This window comes from Pseudomonas haemolytica (assembly GCF_009659625.1).
In the GTDB taxonomy this organism is placed as follows: Bacteria; Pseudomonadota; Gammaproteobacteria; order Pseudomonadales; family Pseudomonadaceae; genus Aquipseudomonas; species Aquipseudomonas haemolytica.
The window spans coordinates 330,904-353,176 of sequence record NZ_VOIW01000002.1; the positions used below are offsets into that span (position 1 = coordinate 330,904).

Below are 22,273 nucleotides of genomic sequence, written 5' to 3' on the forward strand. Positions count from 1 at the left end.
ACGAGCGCAGTGCTCGCCCTCCTGCCTGTTATGGCCCACGGCGCGCCGTTGGACCTGACCTACACAGCTCCACCTTCGCAAGTTGTGCCGGTCGACTCGACGGCCCCGGCCAAGCCACTGTTCCCGGTTCAAACCCTGCCTGCGCTGAAACTCGAACACAGTTGCGAAGGTCCGCAGTGCCAATACGAAATTGATCTCGACAAGCGCCACGAAGACCAGACGACACGGCGATGGTCTATCGGGATCCAGTAAGACGCTACGCACGAACGTCGCCCCAGATAAGCAAAAGCGGCAACCGCCGTCACTGACGCACTGCGGGTGTGCCAGCGATACGCCAAGGCATTTCCAACCGAACATCGGGCGTCCCCACAGTGAAGTCATCAAGGCTTGGGGCATCTATGTACCGCCGCCACAGGCCTGATCAGCAGTCAAATCCTCAAGGTCATAACCCTTAACCTTGAAGAGTACATGCACCTTGGACCCGATCAGATACAAAGATCTTTTGATCAACTTCACACACAACTTTTCCTACTACGGAAATAACCGTACCGGCAATAGCGAGAACGAGCACTTCGGCGATAAGCCCATCACGTTCTATCGCCCCAGAGTTCCCCCGGAACTGGCCGAATATTCAATACTGGGCGATGTACTCGAGCCTAACTTCCGCGATATCCACGGCCTGAAGGTGGTGCCAGTGGTGGCGGACGCACAGGGCCCGACAGGGACCGCGCTCAAACCACCGATCGACTTTACCTGGGTGTGGCAGCTAGACAGACCCGAACTCACCCTTTCGATCTGGCGCCCGGTAGCACCGCCCGGTTACGTGAGCATGGGGTTGGTCTGTAACAATTCCCTTCGACCTCCGACTAACGCAGGGGTCAAATGTGTGCGTAAAGACCTGGTTATTCAAGCCCGGATCGATGAGGAGGTCTGGAACGACAGGGGCACGCAGGCGGGCACGAACTTCTCCGCCTGGAAAATTGCGCCGCCCTCGCCCTTGCCGGCAGAAGTGTTCTTTTGTACGGGAACCTCTATCGGTCATAACCAATATTCAATGCCCTCATCCGTCACCCGCGCCTTCGCCCTGCGTACGCACCTGCCCATCCAGGCCCCCGTCGCGCCCTCGCACGCGCCGGTGTTGACAGGCTACGCCCGGCCATCGGACTTCGAGCGTAATAACGCGACCTACACAATGGTACTGCCTTGGTTCGTTATCTCTGACCCCGTATTGACGCCGGATCAGCAGTTCATTCAATCACCTCAGTACCACTTGCAGAGAACCGAGAACTACGTGCTGGTTCGCCATGCTCACAACAACACGGGTGACGTTCAACGCTACAACTGGGCGATCCATTCCAGTGAATCAACCAGCAGCACGCAAACGAACTCAACCACTGCAGGAATAGAGTTAAGCGTAGAGGCTGGCTTTGCGGGGCTGTTCAAAACCGCTGCGAAAAGCAACTTCAGCATCAGCCAGAGCAACGCAATCACCCAAGGTTGGACAACCTCAAAAACGTTCACTGTCTGGTGCACCCTGGGCGCCTATAAAGCCGTTGGCGTATTTTTGATCAGCTATGCATACCGGCTGCTGCGTACCGACGGCAGCGAAGTGGGTGAAGGCCTTACTCTGCAACCGCACAACAGTTTGTACTGGGCCGAGTACCCGTCTGCCCCTGGCTCGGCGACGGTAGTCGAAACGGCAGAGTATTTGGTCTCGTAGCCTCTGCTGCATGAATGAATGCCAGTCCAGGGGACAATGACTCTACAATAACCGTCACTTTCTTCTGCGACTCCCCCATGGACATCGAACTGGCACGCACCTTCCTCGAAATCACCCGCTGCGGCAGCCTCGCCGCAGCAGCCGAGAAACTGCACGTCACCCAGACCGCCATCACCGCCCGCGTGAAGAACCTGGAGAGCCAGTTGGGCAGCACGCTGTTTATCCGCAACCGCGCAGGGGCACGCCTGACCGCCGATGGCGAGGCCTTCATGGTGTACGCCAACCAGCTGCTGCAAACCTGGGAAGCCGCCAAGCGTGACCTGCCGTTACCCGATGGTTACCGCAATGTGCTGCATATCGGCGGCGAGGTCAGCTTGTGCAACCCGTTGATGCTCGGCTGGGCCCAGGCCCTGCGCGAGCACATCCCCGGGCATGCCCTGCGCACCGAAATCCGCGAAGGCGACTATCTGTTGCGCCAGTTGGAACTGGGCGTGCTCGATGCCGCGTTGGTGTTCCAGCCGCACTACTGGCCGGGCTTGCAGGTGGAGCAGGTGCTGGAGGAAAAACTGATCCTGGTGCAACTGGCAAGCCAGCCGGAGCCGTACGTGTATATCGATTGGGGCCAGGGTTTTCGCCAGCAACATGACACCGCCCTGCCCGATAAGGCCCGCGCTGCGCTGAGTTTCAACCTCGGGCCGCTGGCGTTGCAGTACATCCTGGAGAATGGCGGCGCCGGGTATTTCCGCACGAGGGTGGTGCAGAGCTACCTGGACAGTGGCGTGATGCAGCGGGTAGCCAAGGCACCGGAGTTCAGTTTCCCGACTTACCTGGTGTATTCACGGGCGCGGGATTCGGCGGTGTTGCAACAGGCATTGGCGCTGCTGCGCGAGGTGGTCAAGGCCGAAAGTGACTGGTCGCAACGCTGGGACCCGCTGATTTGAAGCGCCGGATGGCGCCGCGCATGCTAGCCTGCGGGTGTTTCCTTTTGCAGCCTTTGCGATGAACAAGAAAAAGTCCGTCACCATCAGCGACATCGCCAAACGGGTCGGCATGACCACCATCACGGTGTCCCGGGCGCTGAGCAAACCCGACCTGGTCAAACCCGCCACCCTGGCGCGCATCCTCGAGGTGGCGCGCGAGCTGGACTATGTGCCCAATGCCTTCGCCCGTGGGCTCAAGCGCAGTGAAAGCCTGATCATCGGGGTGATTACCGCATCGGTGGACAACCCGTTCTACAGCGAGATGATCAAGGCGATTTCCCGCGAGGCCAAACAGCACGGCTACACCATCATGCTGGTGGACACCGACGAGCTGGAAGAACTCGAGAGCAAAGCGGTGGACACCCTGCTGGGCTACCGCGTGGCGGGGATCATCCTCTCGCCGGTCTCCGATGAGCCCAGCTACCAGCCTGACTATCTTGAGCGCCTGGGCAACGGCAAGACGCCGGTGGTACTGCTTGATCGCACTATCCACGACAGCCCTTTCAGCCGCGTGGTGCTCGACAATTACCACAGTGGCCTACAGGCCGCACACTACCTGCTACGCCAGACCCCACACCTCAAACGCCTGCTGGTGCTGACCGGCCCCGAGCATTCACGCATCACCGTGGAGCGTCTCAAGGGCCTGCGCGAGGTGCTGGCCGAACACCCGCAGGTCGAAGTTGAAGTGCAGGCCGGCGACTACACCTTGATGCCGGCTTACCTGCACACCCTCGACTACCTGGCCGATCACTCGGTGCCGGACGCAATCATGGGTTTCAACCAATTGATCACCCTGGGAGCCCTGCGCGCATTGCGCATGCACAACATCCCCCACGACAGCCTGACCATCTGCGGTATCGACCGCCTGCCCTTCGCCGATATTTTCGGCGTACCCATCGCCTGTGTGGCCCACGACGCCTCCCTGGCCGGCAGCAGCGCCGTACGCCTGCTGCTCGACCGCCTGCAAGACCCGTACAAGCCACGGGACAAGGTCGTCATCGCCGGGCAGTTGGAAAACGGCTAGCGGCTGGTGTAACCACCATCGATAGGCAAGCTCACGCCACTGATCATGCTTGCCGCGTCGCTCAGCAGGAACAGCACTGGCAACGCCACTTCCGCCGGTTGCGCAAAACGCCCCAACGGAATGGCTGCCAGCGCTGGGTCGCGCTTGGCCGGGTCGGACCAGGCCATGCTCGCCATCGGCGTCAACGTCACCGTGGGATTGACGCTGTTGACGCGTATGCCGAAACGCCCCCATTCAGCGCATTGCACTCGGGTGATTGCATCCAGTGCGGCTTTGGAGGCGCAGTAGCCGAGATGGTCGTCCAGCGCCACCAACGACGCCTGGCTGGAAACGTTGACGATACTGCCGGCGATATTCGCCTCGAGCATTTTTGCCACGACACGACTGGCCACCTGGGCAGCGGCACGGGCATTGACGTTCATCACCTGATCGAAAGCCTCGGCGCTGATGGCGGCGGCGGGCTCCAGGCGCGAGATGCCGGCGCAGTTGACCAGGCCGTGCAGGGGCGGCAGGTCTTGCAGCGCTCTATCGAGGGCCGGGCTGTCGGCGATATCCAGGCACAACGTGCGGCAGCCCAGTTGCGACAGCGCGTTGGCGTCGCGGCCGAGGGCGAAGACTTCGGCGCCGCTGTTGATCAGTTGCCGGGCGATTTCGCGACCGATGCCACTGCTGGCGCCGGTGACGAGGATACGCTGGTGGGTGAAATCGAAGGTGGCTTGCATAAACGAAACTCTCGAGAACAATAAAGACCCATGTGGGAGGGGGCTTGCCCCCGATGAGGGAGTGTCAGTGAGTGCATCTGTGACTGACCCACCGCCATCGGGAGCAAGCCCCCTCCCACATTTTTGGACTGTGTTGAGTCAGGTGACTTGCAGGTTGTGCATGATCGGTTTCAGGGCGGGATACAGCTTCAGGTACTCGGTAAACGCCCGGTCATAGGCCATGACATTCTCGCGCTTGGGCTGCGCCCGTTGCTCCAACTGCACCCAGCCCGTGTCCATCGCCGCGTCACTCACCAACCCCACCGTATGCGCCGCCAACAACGCCGCGCCCAAGGCGGCTTCAACCTCCTGGACAATGGTATAGACCGGATAGCGGGTGACATCGGCGATGATCTGCATCCACACATCCGAATGGCTCGCCCCGCCCACCACAATCAGGCGCGGGTCCAGGGAGTGCGCGCCCTGGGTGCCCGCTTCGATATTGTGGCGCAGGGCAAAACTCACGCCTTCCAGCACTGCGCGATACAGGTGGATGCGGCTGTGATACAGGTTGAGCCCGACAAAACTGCCACTGGCGCGGTCATCCCATACCGGGCTGCGTTCGCCCATCAGGTACGGCAGGAACAACAGGCCTTCACTGCCCGCCGGGATCTTCATCGCGCTCTGTTCCAGCAGCACCAGGCTGTCTTGCCCCGTCGCCTTGGCCTGCTGTTCTTCGGCCTGGCAGAACTGCTCGCGAAACCAGCTGACCGAGGCCCCGGCAGTGATCGCACCGCCGAAGATGTACAGGTCGCGGTGGCCGTTGTAGACGTGGGGCATGCTCACCAAGCCATGGTGTGCATCGACCTGCTGGTTGAGGTAACCCCAGCACATGCTGGTGCCGATCATCGCCACATGGTTGCCCGGTTGGGTGACGCCGGCGGCCAGGGTCGCCATGGCCGCGTCCACGCCGCCAGCAAGAATCGGCGTGCCCGCCTGCAAGCCCAGGCGCACGGCCCAGTCCGGCAACAGCCCACCCACCACCTCGCCGGAATACAGCAGGCGCTCGGGCATCATCGCCAGGGGAATCTCCAGCGCCGCGAGCATCTCCTCGGACCAACCGCGCTGCGCCACGTCATACACACCGCCGATATTGCCGGCGCTGCTATGGTCCACCGCCAATTCGCCGGTCAGGCACCAATTGATATAGCTGTTGGGCGGCAGCAGGTAACGGGTGTTCGCCCACACGTGCGGTTGATGCTGCTTGAGCCAGAGCATCTTGGTGAAGCCGTAGTAGCTGTCCACCGAGTTGCCGGTGACCGTGAACAGCCGGTCCAGGTCTACCTGCTCGCGCACCCAGGCCACCTGCTCGCCGGCGCGACGGTCCATCCAGATCAGGCACGGGTGCAGCGGCGTCATCTGCGCATCCACGGCAACCCCCGAGCCACCGTACAGGCTGCTGATGCACAGCGCCTTGACCTGCTGCGGCGGCACGCCAGCCTTGGCCATGCACTGGGTCACGCAGGCTTCGACCGCGTCCAGCCACACCTGCGGCCATTGCTCGGCCCAGCGCACTTTCGGCGTATCCACCCGATAGCCCTGACTGTGCTGGGCGATGATCGTGCCGTGGGCATCCACCAGCAGCGCCTTGGTGCTTTGGGTCCCTATGTCGACACCCATGACGTAGCTCATGCTGTTATTCATGGCCAGGCAGCACCGGTTTCAACAGCACCTTGATCGAATTGGTCGAGTTGGCCAGCTCAAACGCTTCGGCCCAGTCGTCCAGCGGGAAATCATGGGTGACGATGCCTTTGGAGGTAACCAGGCCACGCTCGAACAGGTCGATGGCAATCGGGTAGCAATACGGGCCAAGGTGCGCGCCGCGTACATCGAGCTCCTTGCGGTCGCCGATGATCGACCAGTCGACACTGGTCTCGGCGCCAAACACGCTGAATTCGACAAAGCGCCCGAGCTTGCGGATCAGCTCCAGGCCCTGGGTGACGCCGGCCGGGACGCCAGTGGTTTCGATGTAGACGTCGCAGCCGTAGTTATCCGTGAGGCCGTTGATGATCTCGCGGGCGTTGTCACGGGCCGGGTTGATCACCACATCGGCACCATATTTTTTCGCCAGTTCCAGGCGCTCGTCGACCATGTCGATCACCACCAGTTTTTTCGGCGTCTTCAACGCCGCCACCTGGACCATGCACAGGCCGAGGGTGCCCGCACCGGCAATCACCACCACATCGTCGAGCTGCAGATCACCGCGGTTGACGGTGTGAATCGAGCAAGCCATCGGCTCCACCAACGCCGAGTCTTCAAGGGACACCGACTCAGGAATCTTGTGCACGATGGCGGTCTTGGGAATGCGCATGTACTGGGCCATGCCGCCTTCGGCCACTTCGCGCTGGAAGCCGAAGATGTTGTGCACCTCGCACATCCAGTATTTGCCCGACTTGCAGAAGCGGCACTTGCCACACGGCACAATCTGTTCGGCGATGACCTTGTCACCGACCTTGACCTCAAAATGCTCCTCGGCGCCCTCGCCCGCTTCCACTACGTAGCCGAAAAACTCATGGCCCGGCACCACCGGCGCCTTGACCCAGGGGTTGTCACCGCCCCAGAACATCGCCGCGCCCGAGTGGCACTTGCAGTCACTGGCGCAGATGCCGCAGGCGGCGATGCGGATCACCAGTTCATTGGCGCGGGCCTGGGGTTTGCCGATGCGTTCCAGGCGATAGTCTTTCGGGCCGTGGCAGACGACGGCTTGCATTTGGGTGTGCTTGTCCATGGTGTTCGGTCCTGTGTGGTGAAGTATTTATCGATGGCGCTGACGGCTGATAAAGATCGCCAGCAAAATGATCCCGCCCTTGATCACGCTCTGGACGTAGGGCGACACGCCAAGCATGTTCAAGCCGTTGTTCAACACGCCCAGCAGCATGGCGCCAAGCAAGGTGCCGACGATCACGCCGCGCCCGCCGGCAATCGATGCACCACCGAGTACCACGGCGGCAATCGCATCCAGCTCGAACGACACACCGGCATTCGGCTGGCCGCTCATCAGGCGCGAAGTGAGCACCAGCCCGGCAATCGCGGCGGTGAGGCCACTGATGCCATACACCAGCAGCTTGAAGCGTGCTGCGCGTACCCCGGACAAGCGCACTGCTTCTTCATTGCCACCGATGGCGTAGATGTAGCGGCCGATACGCGTGTGTTGCAGCAGCACATAGGCGGCCAGGTAGGTGAGCAGCATGATCAGGATTGGCACCTGCATGCCGAACACACTGCCGCGCCCGAAAAAGGCAAACCACTCCGGCAACCCGGAAATCGGATAGCCATCGGTGTACATCAGCCCGAACCCACGGGCGATGCCCATGGTCGCCAGGGTGACGATGATCGGCGGCATGTGCAGGTAAGCCACGAATAACCCGTTGCCGATACCGAAGGCCACGCCCACCAGCAGCCCGGCGCCAATCGCCAGGCCCGGCGGCACACCCGCGACCATCAGCCCGGCAGTCAAGGTGCCGGACAACGCCATCACCGGGCCCACCGACAAATCGATGCCGCCCGTGAGAATCACGCAGGTCATGCCCACCGCGATAATCGCGTTGATCGATACCTGGCGGGCGATGTTGGAGAGGTTGCTGGCGGTGAGGAACGTGTCACTGGCAAGGATCATCACCAGGGTCACCACCACCAGCCCGACAAACGGATAAAACGCCGGCGAGCGCAGCAACCGTGCCAGGTTCAGGCGCAAGCGACTGGTGCCTGTCGGGTTAATGGACGTATTCACTTGAGCCCCCTGTTGCATGGCGCATGACCTCTTGAGGATTGACGGCGGACGCTTCCAGCACCTTGACGATCGCGCCCTTGTGGAACACGGCGACGCGGTCGCACATGCCGATGACTTCGGGCAGTTCGGAAGAAATCATGATGATGGCGTAGCCTTGTTCGGTGAGGCTGCGCATCAAGGCGTAGATCTGCGCCTTGGCGCCGACGTCGATGCCGCGTGTGGGTTCATCGAACACCAGCACGTCGCAGTGATGGTTGATCCAGCGCGCGATCACGACTTTTTGCTGGTTGCCGCCGCTGAGGTTAAGCACCCGGCTCTCGCCGCTGGGCGCCTTGATCGACAACTGGCGCATCAGCGCTTCGACGCTGGCGCATTCCCTGGCCTTGTCGATCAGGCCCGAGGCGTTCTGATACTTGGGCAGGTTGTTCAGGGTGATGTTTTCGCGAATGCTGAAATCGGTGATCAGCCCTTCACTCTTGCGGCTTTCCGGCAGCAGGCCGATGCCTTGCGCCAAGGCTTGGGCCGGGTCGTCGAGGCTGATCTTTTCGCCGCGCAGCCATACCTCTTTGCTCACCGACGGCAGCGCGCCCATCATGCCCAGGGCCAGCTCGGTGCGGCCTGAGCCCACCAGCCCGGCGAAGCCGAGAATCTCACCCTTGTGCAGTTGGAAACTATTGTGCGGGCCGTTGCGCACCAACTGGATGTCCTTGACCTCCAGCAACAACGGGCCGCGTTCGGTGGTTGGCTTGGGTGGGAAACTGCATTCCAGGCGGCGACCGACCATCATCTCCACCAGGCGGTCGATATCGCTGTCGGCCACATCGGTGACGCCCACATTGCCGCCATCGCGCAGCACGCTGATGCGGTCGCACACCTGGAAAATCTCTTCCAGGTGGTGCGAGATGAAAATTACCGCCACGCCCTGGCGCTTGAGTTCGCGCATGATCTCGAACAGCAACTCGGCTTCGCTGGGGGTCAGGGTCGCGGTGGGTTCGTCGAGTACCAGCAGGCGCGCATCCAGGGCCAGGGCCTTGGCGATTTCGACGAACTGCTGCTCGGCAACGCTCAGGTGCTTGACCGCGCAGTGCAGGTCGATACTCACCCCCAGGCGCTGGAATAACGCCTGCGCCGCCTCGGCCATCTCGCGCTTGCGCAACAGGCCCAGGCGATTGCTCAACTCATGGCCGAGGAAGATGTTTTCTACCGCCGTGAGGTAGGGAATCAGGCTGAACTCCTGGAACACGATGCCGATACCGGCAGCGATCGCGTCGCGGTACGTCGCAAATTGCCGGGCCTGGCCATCGATCAGGATCTGCCCTTCGTCCTGATGCTCGACGCCGCCGAGGATCTTCATCAGGGTAGATTTGCCCGCGCCATTTTCCCCGAGCAAGGCGTGGATTTCACCGCGCTCCACTTGCAGGTTGATGGACTTGAGGGCCTGTACTCCCGGGTACCGCTTACAGATGTTTTCCAGCTTCAGAAGACTGCTCATACCGCCGACCTCGCGTTCAGAAGGAAGACCTGGGCCCCACGGACTGCGTGGGGCCTGGGGGGTTTACCAGCTGAAGTCCTTGGCCTTGGCCTGGTCGATCAAGGTGATGTCCACCGGCACGCTGGCCGGAACTTGCGCTCCCCACTTCTTGGCCAGGGCAATGCCCAGGGCGAGGCGGATCTGGTCGCGCGGGTATTGGGCCGAGGTGGCGATGAAATGGCTGCCGGGTTTCTGGATCGCCTTGATCGCTTCCGGCGCGCCGTCGACGCTGACCAGCTTCACATCCATGCCACTGGCTTCGATGGCAGAGAGTGCGCCGAGGGAGCCGTTGTCATTGACGCTGAAAATGCCCTTGAGGGTGGGCTGGGCCTGCAGCATGTTTTCGGTGACGGTCAGCGCCTGGTCACGTTCCTGCTTGCCGTTCTGGATGCTGACAATCTTGATGTCCGGGTGCTTGGCCACCGCCTCTTTGCAACCACGCACACGCTCGAGGATCGGCACCACGGCGATACCGTCGAGAATGGCGATATTGCCTTTGTCACCGATGTTTTTCGCCAGGTATTCGCAGGCCTGGAAACCAGCGTCGAAGTTCTTCGACCCCACGAAGGAATCCAGCGGGCCGTCAGCCTGGGCGTCCACCGCCACCACCACGACGCCAGCGGCATGGGCCGACTTGACGGCCGATTGCACGCCGACCGAATCGGTGGGGTTGATCAGCAGGATATCGATGCCTTTTTGCAGCATGTCTTCAACGTCACTGACCTGCTTGGACACGTCGTGGCGGGCGTCGGTGATGATCAGCTTCGCACCGATGGTCGCACCGGCTTCTTCCAGGGCGTTTTTCATGGTGACGAAATAGGGGTTGTTGATTTCCTGGAACGACGCGCCGATGCGGATAGGCGCGGGTTGAGTGGCGGCAAATGCTTGAGTGCCGAGGGTGATGCCGACAGCCAGTAAACACAGGGTTTTCGGGAGCATTTTCATGGCGTGAGTCTCTGTTTTGTTTTTATTTTTAGAGCAAATGTTATCGTTAACATTTTGCGAGACGCTAACAAGTAAATGGGGGTGGCGCAAGCCCCCGTTGGTCGTTTGAGGTTCTGCGATGAGTTTGGTCAGTTATGGGAGAGCTTGAGCCCGTTGCGGCCTTATAGCCGACCTGATCGATGTTGCGTGCGCGTAACCCTGTGGGAGCGGGCTTGCTCGCGAAGGTGGTTAACGATGACGTGGGAATCAGGATGAGCGCGGCGCACTCAGGTTTTTCGCGAGCAAGCTCGCTCCTACAGAAAAGCAGAAGCGCCGCCAGCGTAACTACGATGCGTAGCGAGTCGCTCTTGATCTGGCTTTTGATCTCAGGCGCCCCGTTAAACCACGCTGGCCGAACGCAGGCTTGAATCTGTGGGTAACCCGGCAGGACGCCGGGTTAGCCGCACTGGGCCATGGATGGCCCATTGCGGCGGCCCACGGATTCAAGCCTGCGTTCGGGCACACCGAGCCTCAGCGAGGTGCCGAGTGGTGGGGCAAGAGCCTTTTGCTTACTTTTGGGCTTTTCAAAAGTGAGCCGCCGTAAGGGCGGAACCAATAGCCGCCGTTACCGCAAAAACGGACATGTACTCGGTCTGAAAAGTCGACTATCGAGCCGCCACGAAAGCAAGCCCCCCAGCAAAAACTCGCACATCCCCCCCCCACCAACTAAGCTCAGCCCACAACAAAAACACCGAGCACACCACCATGCCCCACCCCACCGACACCTTCCGTGCCCACTACCGCGCCAACGTGCACCGCCTTTACAACCCCTGGCTGCACGCCACGTTCGTCCTCGGCTACGGCATCGCCTGCATCACACTGGCCTGGTCGTCTACCGCCAACATCACCGCGCTACAGTGGCTTACCGTGCCCCTGACCCTGGTGTTCTTCAACCTGTGCATCTACCTCGTACACCGCCACCTCGGCCATCACAAACACGCGTTCGCCCGGCTGTTCTACGCACGCCACACCGGTGACCACCACAGCTTCTTCACCCCCGGCCACATGACCTACAACAGCCCCCGGGACTGGCGCGTGATCCTGTTTCCTGCCTGGTTGATCGTGCTACACAGCCTGGCTATCACCCTCCCCGGCTGGTGGCTGCTCAAGCAACTGAGCCCCAACGTCGCCGGGCTGTTTGCCGGGTGCATGATCCTCGGCTACCTGCTCTACGAAGTGTTCCACGCCTGCGAACACTTGCCCGCTGAACACCCGGTGGCGCGCCTGCCGTGGATTCGCCAGATGCATCGCCTGCACGCCCTGCATCACCGCCGCGAGCTGATGCAGGGGCGCAATTTCAATATCGTGCTGCCGCTGATGGACTACCTGTTCGGCACCCTGCATTGGGAATCTGCGTCACCCAAAAAAAAGGGCAGCCCCAATGGACTGCCCCCTGCTTCACTCAAGTAAATCTATCAGCGCACGATGCGTTGGCTGCAGATATGACCCAGGCTGACGTACTGCGAGATGTTGCCGCCTACGCCCACACCTGGGAACTCTTTAAGCTCGATGCGCCACCCCCCTTCGTTGAACCAGGTATCCCAGTTGTAGGTCTGGCCGGACCCGCTGTCCGGATAGACCACATGGAAATCACCGGAACAAGTGCCCAGGTCGACGTTGCCAGAGGCTGCGCCGGTGATACCGGTCTTGGCCTCGTAGTTGACCCAGTTGTAGGGACCACTAAATCGCTTGTCGACCCTGAGTACCGGAGTGACCCCGCGCAGTGGCTCGCCGGTGCTGTCTGACCACCGGGTGCTCCAGCTCAGACTGCGTGCCGCCTGGGTGGCCAATTGGTAGATCGAACTGGGGATGCGCACCACGTTGTCACCGTTCACATCGGACTGGTCCAGGCGTGGTGCCGAGCCCAGGCTCAGCGTGTATTTTGCCTGCGGGTTCAGCGCCACCGCAGGGTTGGCCCGTACACGTACCTTGACCGTGTAGCCTGGAGTCAGGTTCGGATAGGTGGAGGTGGAACCCTGCGGGATTTCCACCCACTTGGTGCCATCGAACCGCTCGAAGATCCATTGGTTACGCGTGCCCGCACCGTCATCACCGAGGAACATACCTACGCCTTGGCCACGCAACGAGACGAAGGAGAAGTAATCCACATCGTTGACGCTGTCGAGATTGCCAGTCACCTGGTTCAGGGCATCCGGCAGGGCGAACGCGGTTTGCTCGGTGTCGTTGGGCTCGTAGGCATCAATGTTGCTGTCCACTGCCACGCCAAAACTGAACTGCGCGTTACTCGCGGCATTAGCCACCATGAACCAGTAGTAGTCACCAGCCGGCAACACGCCGTTGAGGTATTCGTCGGCACTGCCAGGGTTATCAGAAGTACCCAGTGGCGTCAGGTTACCCTGGCCATCATCATGGAACAGGGTCAACGACATATCCGTGCCGGCGCTCTGGTTCAGCAGTTGTACCTGAATTCGTGCGTTTTTCGGCAGGTTGAAGTGGTAAGCGATTTGCGCGCCGGTCTCTACCCCGGTGAGGGTGTAAAGGGTATTGATATCCAGGGTTGGAAACAGCGGCGTGAATGCAGCAATCGCAGCCTGTTTCATGTGCGCCGGGTCGGGCTTTTCCAGCTCGCCGACTTTGCTATCAATCGCCACATTGCTGGCCGCTGCCTTGCTCTTGACGACCTTGGGCTGCCCGGCCTTGGCCGCATTGAGTTTTTGCTTGAGCGCGTCGGAAACGATGGTTTTTTCCAGCGTACCACCAGGTTTCAACGCTGTATCCACGGCCTGCTTGACCGTCTGCGCACTGAGTTTCAGAGGGGGTTGCTCGGCCAGGGCACAGGCCGAGACGAAGCAAGAGGCCGCCATGGCAGCGCCCAGCATAAAGGCTTTTTTCGATTTCATTTTTTATCCATCCATAGTTAAAAAATTGAAGCTCAGGTAACCGGTGACATCCGGTCACCTGGGATGGACTGTAGGATATGACTGTATGCATGTACAGTATTTTTTAAATAATTTGTGCGACTGCTCCCTCCGACTCGTAGGAACATTCGATTTGGCTATTCGCTCCCTAATACCCCGTTATCTCCAAATACCCCACCCCACCCTCAAACTGCACCGGCCCTTCCCAGTACGGAATACTCAAGTCCATCCACGCCTTGGGATTAACAGCCTGCGTCGTGATATCCAGCTGTTTGCCGGGAATTTTCAGCGACCAGCGCGTAGGAAGGCTGCGCCCGTCGATGTCAGTGGTGGTGAGCGGTGTGAGTTGGATATCCGCGTTGTGCAATGTCTCGGTGTGGCCTTGGGCGTCGATCCAGGTGCCGGTGAGGTAGCCGGCACCGTCTGTTTGCCGCACGCGAAACAGCATCAGGTGCTCGCCGCTGTCCAGGTGCAGGGAGAACCAGTCCCAGCCGGTCTGGCTGGCGGCCAGGGGTTGGCTGCTCCATTCGCGATCGAGCCAGGCCGGGCCGTTGACCTGGTAGACCTGCCCGTCGAGGCTGACGCTGCCGCTGGCGGTGAAAAACGGTTGGCTGTAGTAGTACGACGCCTGGCCCTGGTCGGATTTGCGGCTGTAGCCGTTGTCGCCTTGCAGCACCAATGGGCGGCTGGAGGTCAGGTGCAGGTCGTAGGTAAATTGCGCGCCGCTGGCCTTGAGTTGCATGTCGGCCAAGGGGCTGGCCGCGCCAGGTTGGGTGGCGAAGTTCCAGTCGTCGATCCAGGCGTTGAACGGTACGGCCTGGGCCCCGGCTTGGCCGATGCCACCGCGGGCCAGGCGTTCGGCGGCGTAGTGACGGGTGGCCGAAGTGACGGCCGCGTGGCCCAGCCATACGGTTGAGTCGTGCCAGCCCGGTTGCGTGGGGCCGGCTTTCAACGCGTTGCGAAACAGCGTCCATTGCACGCCGAAGACGTTGCCTTGGGCGTCCTTGAGGTTGGCGGTGACGTACCACCATTCGATACGAAAGCCTGGATGCGGGCCGTGGTCCTCGGGAAAACTAAAGGCTTTGCCAGGCACGACCTGGGCAAAGTCCGCAGCATCACTGCCCAGGCCGGCGAAGCTTGCCTCGGGCGCGGGAGCCTTGTCGCACGCGCTTAGCAGCAAAAAGGCAGCGCAGTACAACGCCTTAATCTTCATGGGCAAAGGTCCTCAACAGATCCGCCGGGCGGCTGCGGTACAGCTGCCACAAGGGCCACGCAGACGCCAGCAACGTGGCGAGCAGCGCCAGCCCCAGCAATTGCGCCAACTGCCAGGGGAACACCTGCAACGGCAGGCGCCAGCCGAAGGCCTGGACGTTGATCACCGCATCCAGGCACCACGCCAGCAGCAGCCCCAACGGCAATGCGAGGATCAGCGTGAGTACCGCCAGCAACCAGGTCTGGCCCAGGTTGAGCAGCATCAATTGCCGCCGCGTCACCCCCAGCGCCCACAGCGGGGCGAGTTGGCCGAGGCGGCTCTGGCTCTGGGTCAGCAGGCTGATAAACAGCGCCACGCCGGCGACACCCAGGGTCAGGCTGTTCAACGCCGCGGTGGCGGCGAAGGTGCGTTCGAAGACCTGGCTGGACCAGCCCTTGAGTTGCTGTTGATCGACGATGCGGCTGTCTTCCAGGCCGAATGCGCGCTGCACTTCACGCACCAGCGGCGGCACGTTTGCCGGCGCCACCCGCAGGTTGAAGCGTGCCGGTGACAGTGCAGGCCAGTGCGCCAGCAGGTGCCTGGAATTGACCAGCAGATGGCCCTTGGGGTTGCCGTAGTCGGCATAGATCCCGACGATCGTCGGCACCCACGTTCCTTGTGGCGTGGGGATCGAAACCGTATCGCCCAGTTGTACTTTCAAGCGTCGCGCCAGTTGTTCGCTGAGCATCACGCTGTCGTCCTGCAGCAAGCGGTCCCAGGGCGCGCTCGCAGCTTCCAGCAGCGGCCAGTGCTGGCGATAAGTAGGGTCATCGACCACCCCGAACACCTCCGCTGGCCAGCCTTGCAGTTGCACCGCGACCTGCCAGGTGGGCAGCACTGCCTGTACCCGCGGCTGGCGGGCCAACCAGGCATTCAGTTGCTCGGCTTGTGCCGGATTCTGCGGGTTGAGGTACAGCTCGGCGGTCAGGCGTTGCTCCAGCCAGTTGCTGAAGGTCTGGCGAAAGCCTGAAGTCATGGAGCCCGCGCCGATGTTCGCCGCCAGCGCCAACAGCAGCGCCATCAGCGCCAGGCTCAAGGCCGGCAGTTGCTGGCGACAATCAGCGAGAAACCATTGGCCCAGCACCGAGCGGCTGCGCCCCAATACGCCCTTGAGCAACCCATTGAGCAGCACCGGTAACCCCAGCGCCGCGCCCAGCAGCAAGGCCGCCATCAGCACGAACCCGGCGGCCAGGCTATCGCCCAGCCACAGCGCCAGCAGCGCGACCAGCAGTGCCGCAGCCGCCACCCAACCCTGGCGCCGCAACCAGCGCCCATGGGCCTCATGCCAGGCCTGGGCGTTGGCGAGTGCCAGCAACGGCAGGCGCGCCGCACGCCACAGGCTGCTGGCCCCGGCGAGCAGTGCGCCGAGCAGGCCCAAGCCCAGGCCGGCGAGCCACCACCACGGGCTCAAGCTCAATTGGCCCGGGACTTGCGCACCGTACAAGCCACGCAAGCTGGCGGCCACATCCGGCAGCAACAGGCTGGCCAGCAGGTAACCGCTGGCAATGCCGAGCAAGCCGCCCAACACCGCCAGAACCCCCAATTCGACTGCCAGGCTCAGGATCAGCATGCGTGCGCTGACCCCGCAGGCACGCAAGGTGCGCAGCAGCCCACGGCGTTGCTCCAGGGCCAGACCGATGGCCGCGTGGACGATAAACAGCCCCACCACAAAGGACAAAAAGCCCAAGGCGTCGAGGTTCAGGTGAAAGCTTTCGGTGAGGCGCGCGAGGTTGTTGTCTTCGCCCTGCTTGAGTTGCAGCGCGACGGGCGGTGTGGGGTGACCAGCAGCGAAGGTGTTGTCCAACAGCAAGTGCGACAGCTGCCCGGGCATGTCGAGCAAGGGTTGGGCAAAACCGATATCGGTCAGTAGCACGCCGGGCGCCATGTCGGCCTGCACCTGCAACGGCGGCAGGGTCTGCCCGTTGGCCGTGCCGGGTTGCTCGCCCTCCTGCAAGCCGAGCGCCTGCAGGGTTTGCGCGGCAACCCAGGTGCGCCCTGGCGGCTCGAAAAACGCGAGCATCTGCGCCTGGCTCAAGCGTTGCCCTGCCACACTGCCGCTGCCGGGCAGCGACACCGGGTCGATGCCCATCAATTGCAGGCGTTGTTCCTCGTGCCCCTTGAGCACCACCCGCCCCTGCACCACCGGCGACACCGGCCACCCGGCGCGGCGCAGTTGTGCGAACAGCGGCTGCGGGAAACTGGCAGCGTCCGGTGCGCTGAGGCTGGCCTGGGGTTCACCGCCGATCAATTGGCTGGCGCGTGCATAGCTGTCCCGCGCCTGGCTGTTGAGGGCCTGCACCCCGGTCAATAACGCCGTGGCCAGCCAAAGGCCGGTGAGCACACTGAAAAACTGCACCGGGTGGCGCCGCCAATGGCTCAGCAACCCACGCAGGGTCCAGTAGAACAGCGCCATCTCAGCGCGCATCCATCGGCACGACACGGCCGTGGTGCAGCACCATTTGGCGGTCCAGGCGCGCGGCGAGGCGTGGGCTGTGGGTGACCATCAACAGGCTGGTGGGGCTGTCACGCAACAGGTCCAGCAGCAGTTGCAGCACTTCATCGCTGGTGGTTTCGTCGAGGTTGCCGGTGGGTTCGTCGGCCAACAACAAACCCGGGCGTGAAGCCAGTGCCCGCCCTACCGCCACCCGTTGCTGCTGGCCGCCAGACAATTGCTCGGGGTAACGCTTGAGCAAATCACCCAGGCCCAGGCGCTCCACCAACTGCGCTTGCCAGTGCGGATCGAAACGCCCGGCCAGCCGTGCCTGGAACGCCAGGTTGTCGTCCACGCGCAAGCTGCCGATCAGGTTGAACTGCTGGAACACCAGGCCGATTTCAGTGCGGCGCCATCGGGCCAACTGCCCTTCGTTGAGTTGGTCGAGGCGCTGCTCACCGATGCGGATGCTGCCGCCGTCTACCCGGTCCAGCCCGGCCACCAGGTGCAACAGCGTGCTTTTGCCACTGCCCGATTCGCCCATCAGCGCCAGGCTGCTGCGCGCGCTCAGGTGGAGGTCGACGCCAGCCAGCACGGCCAGCGGGCCTTGAGGGGTGGCGTAGTTTTTGACAACACCTTGCACCTGCAACATAAGAACGCTCATCTGAAGGACTGCGAAGGAGAATAACGGCTGATGCTCGAGCCCACGCAAATTTTTCACATGGATTTCACCGCTTGCCCATCCCCCCTACTTTAGATTGCCCGCCAATTGGTAATAACCGGCAACTTATTAGTTAATGTAAACGGCGCGTTTAAACATGCAAATGTTCAGCAAAAAGACAGCAGTGTTGTGACAGGCTTCTGCTCCACTACGGGCAACCGCCCATTAATGACGCCTTTTTATAAACACAACAAACAGTGCCGAAGGTGAACAGCGTGGCAGACATGATCCTGGCCAACCCACAACCTAAGTTAAAGCGCCTGAGAAAATACCGGCTGCATCTGCTCGGCATTGCAGTCACCGGCCTGCTGCTGGCGGGCTTTCTGTTGTGGCCCAGCTCGCCGCTGGACCTGGGCGTCGGTAATCGCCTGGTGACCTCCGGGGTTCTCGCCAGTTGGCGCAAGGGTGACGTAGTGGTACTGGTGCGCCATGAAGAGCGCTGCGACCGCTCGACCAACCCGTGCTTCGGCCCTGCCAGCGGCCTCACGGTCAAGGGCACTCAACGTGCTGAACAACTGGGCAAAGCCTTTGATTCATTGGGTATGGAGCTCACCGACGTGCTCAGCAGCCCGACCACGCGCACCGCCCAGACCTCGCTGTTCATGTTCGGCAAGACCGAGCTGTCCCCCGGCCCGCTCGCCATCTGTGGCGACGCCATGGGCGAGGAAATCCTCAGCCACAAACAGCCAGGCCGCAACCTGATGCTGGTCACCCATAGCGCCTGCATGAGTGACTTCCAAACGAGCCTGGGCTTCCCCCACGCCGCCGCCGCCGAGTATGGCAGCGCACTGTTCGTCAAGGTATTGCCCAACGGCAAACTTGAGGCGATGGGCACGATGAATAGCCAGCAATGGACCGCCGCACTTAAACAACTTTAATTACACTTATTTACATATCCAGCGGCCATTACGTTCAGCAAAACGACAGCCCGTTTCTGGCATATTTAGTTGCGCCTATTAGTTAAGTTCCCCTTCAACGGTTTAGTGAACATCACGATGCTTGGCCCTATTGATTTAATACCCCCATTGCACCTGATTAAACGTCACGGAGCGACGTACTCATGACGCGCTTGAAACCCCTGCCGGTGTTATTGCTGGGCTTTGCCCTGTTCTTTTTGCTGCCCCTGGGCTTTCACGGTCTGTGGACCCCGGATGAAACCCGCTACGCCCAGGTCAGCCAGGAAATGCTGATGAGCGGCAACTGGGTGGCGCCGCACTTCATGGGGCTGCGTTACTTTGAGAAACCTGCCGCCGGCTATTGGCTGATCGCCCTCGGCCAGGCCGTGTTTGGTGAAAACCTGTTCGGGGTACGCATCGCTTCAGTCCTGGCCACCGCCCTGAGTGTGCTGCTGGCCTACCTGATCGCGCGCCGCCTGTGGGACGACCCGCGCAAAAGTTTCGCGTGCGCGCTGCTCTACATGAGTTTTGGCCTGGTAGCCGGGCAAGCGGGGTATGCCAACCTCGACCCGCAATTCACCTTGTGGGTGAACTTGAGCTTGGTCGCGCTGTGGTTTGCCCTGGACAGCCGCACGCCTCGCGAGCGCCTGGGCGCCTGGGCATTGCTGGGGGTGGCGTGCGCCATGGGGTTCATGACCAAGGGGTTCCTGGCATGGCTGCTGCCGGTGTTGATCGCCGTGCCTTTCATGATCTGGCAGCGCCGCGTGGGCGAGCTGTTGCGTTACGGGCCGCTGGCGGTGCTGGTCGCCGCACTGATGTGCCTGCCGTGGGCCTTGGCAATCCACCTGCAGGAACCGGACTACTGGCGCTTCTTTTTCTGGCATGAACACATCCGCCGCTTTGCCGCCGACAACGCACAACATGCGCGGCCGTTGTGGTTCTTCCTGCCGATCATGGTGCTGGCGTGCATGCCTTGGGCCGCCTTGTTACCCGATACGGTGCTCAAGACCTGGCAGGAAAAGCGCCAGCCGGCGATTGCCTTTCTCGCCCTGTGGCTGCTGCTGCCCCTGGGCTTTTTCAGCCTGAGCAAAGGCAAGCTGCCGACCTACATCATGCCGTGCCTGTTGCCCCTGGCGCTGCTGATGGGCCACGGCTTGATCGACCGGATCAAGCAAGGCAAGGCGCGTACGATTGTGATCAACGGCGCGCTGAATGTCATCCTCGGCGTGGCGGCCATGGTGGGGCTGATTTACCTGCAAATGTGCGACCCGCTGTACGGCAATAGCCATGCCGAGATGTTCAGCCTGTCCCTGGCCTTTATCGTGCTGCTGGCCTGGATTCTCGTCAACTTGCTGCAAGCGGTGCGCCCGTTGACGTTATGGGCGATGCCAGCCCTGGGCATTGGCGTGCTGGTGGCGCTGCTACCGGCAGGCATGCCCGCCCTGATTGCGGATAACGAAATGCCCGACCAATTTGTGCTTGAGCATCTGGACGAGTTGCAACAAACCCGTGCTTTGCTGAGCAACGAATTGGGTTCGGCGTCGGCCTTGTCGTGGCGACTGCGCCGGCCAGAAGTGGCGCTTTATAACACCCAGGGCGAGCTGCGCTACGGCCTGCACGACGAACACGCGGCACACCGCAAGGTCACGCTCGATAACGTGCAAGCCTGGTTGACCGAGGCCCGCCAGCAAGGTTCGGTCGGCGTGCTGATGCGGGTCAAGAGCACCAGCGAACACCGCGAAGAAGGGCAATTACCGCCCGGCGGCAAACGCTATCGCAAGGGCAACCTGATGCTGACGATTTACCCACAGCAACCTTAATGCAGCGCCTGCCACAGGGAAAACCCATGAGCTTCTGGAAAACCGAACGCGGCGCCCTGGTGTTGCTGCTGGGCGTTTCGGCCTTGCTGTTGCTAATGGGCCTGGGCAGCCGCGACCTGTGGGGGCCGGAAACCCGCTGGGCAAATATCGCCTTACAGATGCTGCAAAGCGGCGACTACTTCGACCCGTACCTCAAAGGCACGCCGTATTACGACAAGCCCCTGCCCTCCTACTGGCTGATCACCGGTTTTGCCCACCTGATGGGCGGCCTCGGCCCGTGGTCGTTGCGCTTGTCGTCGGTGATTGCTGCATGGCTGAGTATCTGGCTGGTGTACCTGATTGGCGAGCGTCTGTTCCGCAAGGGCACCGGGTTGATTGCCGGCTGGATGCTCGCCACCACCTTCTACTTCCTGTTCTGGGCGCGAGTAGCCACCGCCGATGTGCTGACTGTGTGCGGCGTGCTGGCGGCCGTGTGGTGGTATTGGCGCGGGCCAGACGACACGCGCCTTGGGCGCTACACGGTATTTTTCCTGTTGCTGGCAGCCACATCGCTGTTCAAAGGCTTGATCGGTTTTGTACTGCCGGGGCTGGTGCTGTTGCCGCACCTGCTCAGCGAGCAGCGCTACAAGCGCCACCTCAATCTGCGCCTGCTGCTGGCGATGGTCATCGCCGGGGCGTTCTACGCGATTCCCTTTGTGCTGTCTCACCGCTACGGCGCCCCTACCTACGGCGAGAGCGGTCTGGAACTGGTGTTCCGGGAAAACGTGGTGCGCTTCTTCGACCCCTTCGACCATATGGGGCCGATCTACACCTACCTGATCTACCTGCCGGCCTACACCCTGCCCTGGGCCCCCTGCTGGATGCTTGGCCTATGGCTCGCCGTGCGCCACTGGCGCCAGACCCCACCCAACGTACGCTGGCTAGTGTGGGGCCTGGGCCTGCTGTTTGTGTTCTTCACCGCCAGCGGCAGCCGCCGCAGCTACTACGTACTGCCGCTGGTGCCGTTCGCTCAATTGCTCGCCGCCTGGTGGCTGAGCGAACGCCTGCAGAACACATCGGCCCGTTGGCCGCGCTGGCAAAAAGGCTTTGGCCTCAGCGCAGGCCTGCTCTTACTGGTACTGGGCGTGATCTACCCCTGGACCACCGGCAACGGCGGCGTGACCCGCTTCGCCCAGGACCTGCAAGCCCAAGCGGTGAAAAGCGCACCGTGGAACCAATGGCAAATGGTGCTGGTAGAAGTCGACAACAAGCTGCCGATGTACCTGCAAAACCATGGCAAGCCCTTCTACTACGTCAGCGAAACCCAGGACTTCCCCCGCCAGGGCGACAGCGCCGCGTTCATGGCCTGGCTGGAAAAAACCAGCGGCCAGGCCTTCGACCCACAGCGCACGATTATTGTCGCGCAGTATTCCAAGGAGGAGCCGGCGCCGCTGGCCTTCCTCGGGGTGGATCATCAGGTGGTCAGGACGCAGCCGGATAATGGCGAGCGGTTGTTTCAGAAGCGTGAGGGAGGGAGTGTGGCGTTTGTGCCGACGCCGCGCTGA

18 protein-coding genes are annotated in these 22,273 nt (G+C 61.7%); 8 read left to right on the plus strand and 10 right to left on the minus strand.

What is annotated here, in order from left to right:
- The first annotated feature begins 9 nt into the window (after positions 1 to 9).
- The 4 genes from FRT59_RS07705 to FRT59_RS07720 all read left to right on the plus strand — a co-directional run bounded on the left by FRT59_RS07705 (position 10) and on the right by FRT59_RS07720 (position 3,724).
- Entirely contained in the window at positions 10 to 252 is a 243-nt protein-coding gene (locus FRT59_RS07705; RefSeq protein WP_052224604.1) for a hypothetical protein, read from the plus strand.
- A gap of 223 nt (positions 253 to 475) precedes the next feature.
- On the plus strand, positions 476 to 1,720 hold the full coding sequence (locus tag FRT59_RS07710; protein WP_167524261.1) for a Vps62-related protein: 1,245 nt from the start codon (positions 476 to 478) through the stop codon (positions 1,718 to 1,720).
- A gap of 77 nt (positions 1,721 to 1,797) precedes the next feature.
- Positions 1,798 to 2,661 carry a LysR family transcriptional regulator gene (locus FRT59_RS07715; protein ID WP_153870842.1) on the plus strand — a complete coding sequence of 288 codons (864 nt, stop codon included), beginning with the start codon at positions 1,798 to 1,800 and terminating at the stop codon, positions 2,659 to 2,661.
- A 58-nt stretch (positions 2,662 to 2,719) separates the two neighbouring features.
- The gene (locus FRT59_RS07720) at positions 2,720 to 3,724 is read left to right on the plus strand and encodes a LacI family DNA-binding transcriptional regulator (RefSeq protein WP_034120447.1); all 1,005 of its coding nucleotides are present in this window, start codon (positions 2,720 to 2,722) and stop codon (positions 3,722 to 3,724) included.
- Here FRT59_RS07720 and FRT59_RS07725 read toward each other — a convergent pair.
- The 6 genes from FRT59_RS07725 to FRT59_RS07750 all read right to left on the minus strand — a co-directional run bounded on the left by FRT59_RS07725 (position 3,721) and on the right by FRT59_RS07750 (position 10,691).
- Positions 3,721 to 4,446, minus strand: a complete 726-nt coding sequence (locus FRT59_RS07725; RefSeq protein WP_153870843.1) for an SDR family oxidoreductase — start codon at positions 4,444 to 4,446, stop codon at positions 3,721 to 3,723. The two genes, FRT59_RS07720 and FRT59_RS07725, sit on opposite strands and share 4 nt — an antisense overlap.
- A 138-nt stretch (positions 4,447 to 4,584) precedes the next feature.
- Positions 4,585 to 6,117 carry an FGGY-family carbohydrate kinase gene (locus FRT59_RS07730; protein WP_153870844.1) on the minus strand — a complete coding sequence of 511 codons (1,533 nt, stop codon included), beginning with the start codon at positions 6,115 to 6,117 and terminating at the stop codon, positions 4,585 to 4,587.
- A gap of 4 nt (positions 6,118 to 6,121) precedes the next feature.
- Positions 6,122 to 7,213, minus strand: coding sequence for an alcohol dehydrogenase catalytic domain-containing protein (locus FRT59_RS07735; RefSeq protein ID WP_153870845.1), 1,092 nt, complete (start codon positions 7,211 to 7,213; stop codon positions 6,122 to 6,124).
- Between the two features lie 27 nt (positions 7,214 to 7,240).
- The gene (locus FRT59_RS07740) at positions 7,241 to 8,233 is read right to left on the minus strand and encodes an ABC transporter permease (protein ID WP_034120454.1); all 993 of its coding nucleotides are present in this window, start codon (positions 8,231 to 8,233) and stop codon (positions 7,241 to 7,243) included.
- The gene (locus FRT59_RS07745; RefSeq protein ID WP_153870846.1) at positions 8,199 to 9,707 is read right to left on the minus strand and encodes a sugar ABC transporter ATP-binding protein; all 1,509 of its coding nucleotides are present in this window, start codon (positions 9,705 to 9,707) and stop codon (positions 8,199 to 8,201) included. Before FRT59_RS07745 ends, FRT59_RS07740 begins: the two co-directional genes overlap by 35 nt.
- A 63-nt stretch (positions 9,708 to 9,770) precedes the next feature.
- On the minus strand, positions 9,771 to 10,691 hold the full coding sequence (locus FRT59_RS07750; RefSeq protein ID WP_153870847.1) for a substrate-binding domain-containing protein: 921 nt from the start codon (positions 10,689 to 10,691) through the stop codon (positions 9,771 to 9,773).
- Positions 10,692 to 11,435: 744 nt separating this feature from the next.
- On the opposite strand from FRT59_RS07750, the gene FRT59_RS07755 reads away from it, so the two are divergent.
- Positions 11,436 to 12,140 carry a sterol desaturase family protein gene (locus tag FRT59_RS07755; protein WP_153870848.1) on the plus strand — a complete coding sequence of 235 codons (705 nt, stop codon included), beginning with the start codon at positions 11,436 to 11,438 and terminating at the stop codon, positions 12,138 to 12,140.
- A 5-nt stretch (positions 12,141 to 12,145) separates the two neighbouring features.
- On the opposite strand, the gene FRT59_RS07760 is transcribed toward FRT59_RS07755, so the two are convergent.
- The 4 genes from FRT59_RS07760 to FRT59_RS07775 form a co-directional block, all read right to left on the minus strand.
- Positions 12,146 to 13,591, minus strand: coding sequence for a hypothetical protein (locus FRT59_RS07760; RefSeq protein WP_153870849.1), 1,446 nt, complete (start codon positions 13,589 to 13,591; stop codon positions 12,146 to 12,148).
- A gap of 166 nt (positions 13,592 to 13,757) precedes the next feature.
- Positions 13,758 to 14,822 (minus strand): lipocalin-like domain-containing protein, encoded by a 1,065-nt coding sequence (locus FRT59_RS07765; protein WP_153870850.1) that lies wholly within the window; start codon positions 14,820 to 14,822, stop codon positions 13,758 to 13,760.
- On the minus strand, positions 14,812 to 17,274 hold the full coding sequence (locus FRT59_RS07770) for an ABC transporter permease (protein ID WP_153871130.1): 2,463 nt from the start codon (positions 17,272 to 17,274) through the stop codon (positions 14,812 to 14,814). Before FRT59_RS07770 ends, FRT59_RS07765 begins: the two co-directional genes overlap by 11 nt.
- Before the next feature lies 1 nt (position 17,275).
- On the minus strand, positions 17,276 to 17,944 hold the full coding sequence (locus FRT59_RS07775; protein WP_034120464.1) for an ABC transporter ATP-binding protein: 669 nt from the start codon (positions 17,942 to 17,944) through the stop codon (positions 17,276 to 17,278).
- A 275-nt stretch (positions 17,945 to 18,219) separates the two neighbouring features.
- Here FRT59_RS07775 and pmrG point away from each other — a divergent pair, with 275 nt between their 5' ends.
- The 3 genes from pmrG to FRT59_RS07790 all read left to right on the plus strand — a co-directional run bounded on the left by pmrG (position 18,220) and on the right by FRT59_RS07790 (position 22,273).
- Complete coding sequence (gene pmrG, locus FRT59_RS07780) at positions 18,220 to 18,891, plus strand: lipopolysaccharide core heptose(II)-phosphate phosphatase PmrG (RefSeq protein WP_198809612.1); 672 nt, start codon at positions 18,220 to 18,222, stop codon at positions 18,889 to 18,891.
- A 182-nt stretch (positions 18,892 to 19,073) separates the two neighbouring features.
- A complete protein-coding gene (gene arnT / locus FRT59_RS07785) occupies positions 19,074 to 20,729 on the plus strand; it encodes a lipid IV(A) 4-amino-4-deoxy-L-arabinosyltransferase (protein ID WP_153870851.1) in 1,656 nt (551 codons plus the stop codon).
- A gap of 26 nt (positions 20,730 to 20,755) precedes the next feature.
- Entirely contained in the window at positions 20,756 to 22,273 is a 1,518-nt protein-coding gene (locus tag FRT59_RS07790) for an ArnT family glycosyltransferase (RefSeq protein WP_153870852.1), read from the plus strand.

What these genes read in the sequence shown, in the direction of transcription:
- FRT59_RS07715 (WP_153870842.1), top strand. Translation starts at nt 1,798, where the DNA reads ATGGACATCGAACTGGCACGCACCTTCCTCGAAATCACCCGCTGCGGC.
- FRT59_RS07720 (WP_034120447.1), top strand. Translation starts at nt 2,720, where the DNA reads ATGAACAAGAAAAAGTCCGTCACCATCAGCGACATCGCCAAACGGGTC.
- FRT59_RS07725 (WP_153870843.1), bottom strand. Translation starts at nt 4,446, where the DNA reads ATGCAAGCCACCTTCGATTTCACCCACCAGCGTATCCTCGTCACCGGC.
- FRT59_RS07730 (WP_153870844.1), bottom strand. Translation starts at nt 6,117, where the DNA reads ATGAGCTACGTCATGGGTGTCGACATAGGGACCCAAAGCACCAAGGCG.
- FRT59_RS07735 (WP_153870845.1), bottom strand. Translation starts at nt 7,213, where the DNA reads ATGGACAAGCACACCCAAATGCAAGCCGTCGTCTGCCACGGCCCGAAA.
- FRT59_RS07740 (WP_034120454.1), bottom strand. Translation starts at nt 8,233, where the DNA reads ATGCAACAGGGGGCTCAAGTGAATACGTCCATTAACCCGACAGGCACC.
- FRT59_RS07745 (WP_153870846.1), bottom strand. Translation starts at nt 9,707, where the DNA reads ATGAGCAGTCTTCTGAAGCTGGAAAACATCTGTAAGCGGTACCCGGGA.
- FRT59_RS07750 (WP_153870847.1), bottom strand. Translation starts at nt 10,691, where the DNA reads ATGAAAATGCTCCCGAAAACCCTGTGTTTACTGGCTGTCGGCATCACC.
- FRT59_RS07755 (WP_153870848.1), top strand. Translation starts at nt 11,436, where the DNA reads ATGCCCCACCCCACCGACACCTTCCGTGCCCACTACCGCGCCAACGTG.
- FRT59_RS07760 (WP_153870849.1), bottom strand. Translation starts at nt 13,591, where the DNA reads ATGAAATCGAAAAAAGCCTTTATGCTGGGCGCTGCCATGGCGGCCTCT.
- FRT59_RS07765 (WP_153870850.1), bottom strand. Translation starts at nt 14,822, where the DNA reads ATGAAGATTAAGGCGTTGTACTGCGCTGCCTTTTTGCTGCTAAGCGCG.
- FRT59_RS07770 (WP_153871130.1), bottom strand. Translation starts at nt 17,274, where the DNA reads ATGGCGCTGTTCTACTGGACCCTGCGTGGGTTGCTGAGCCATTGGCGG.
- FRT59_RS07775 (WP_034120464.1), bottom strand. Translation starts at nt 17,944, where the DNA reads ATGTTGCAGGTGCAAGGTGTTGTCAAAAACTACGCCACCCCTCAAGGC.
- arnT (WP_153870851.1), top strand. Translation starts at nt 19,074, where the DNA reads ATGACGCGCTTGAAACCCCTGCCGGTGTTATTGCTGGGCTTTGCCCTG.
- FRT59_RS07790 (WP_153870852.1), top strand. Translation starts at nt 20,756, where the DNA reads ATGAGCTTCTGGAAAACCGAACGCGGCGCCCTGGTGTTGCTGCTGGGC.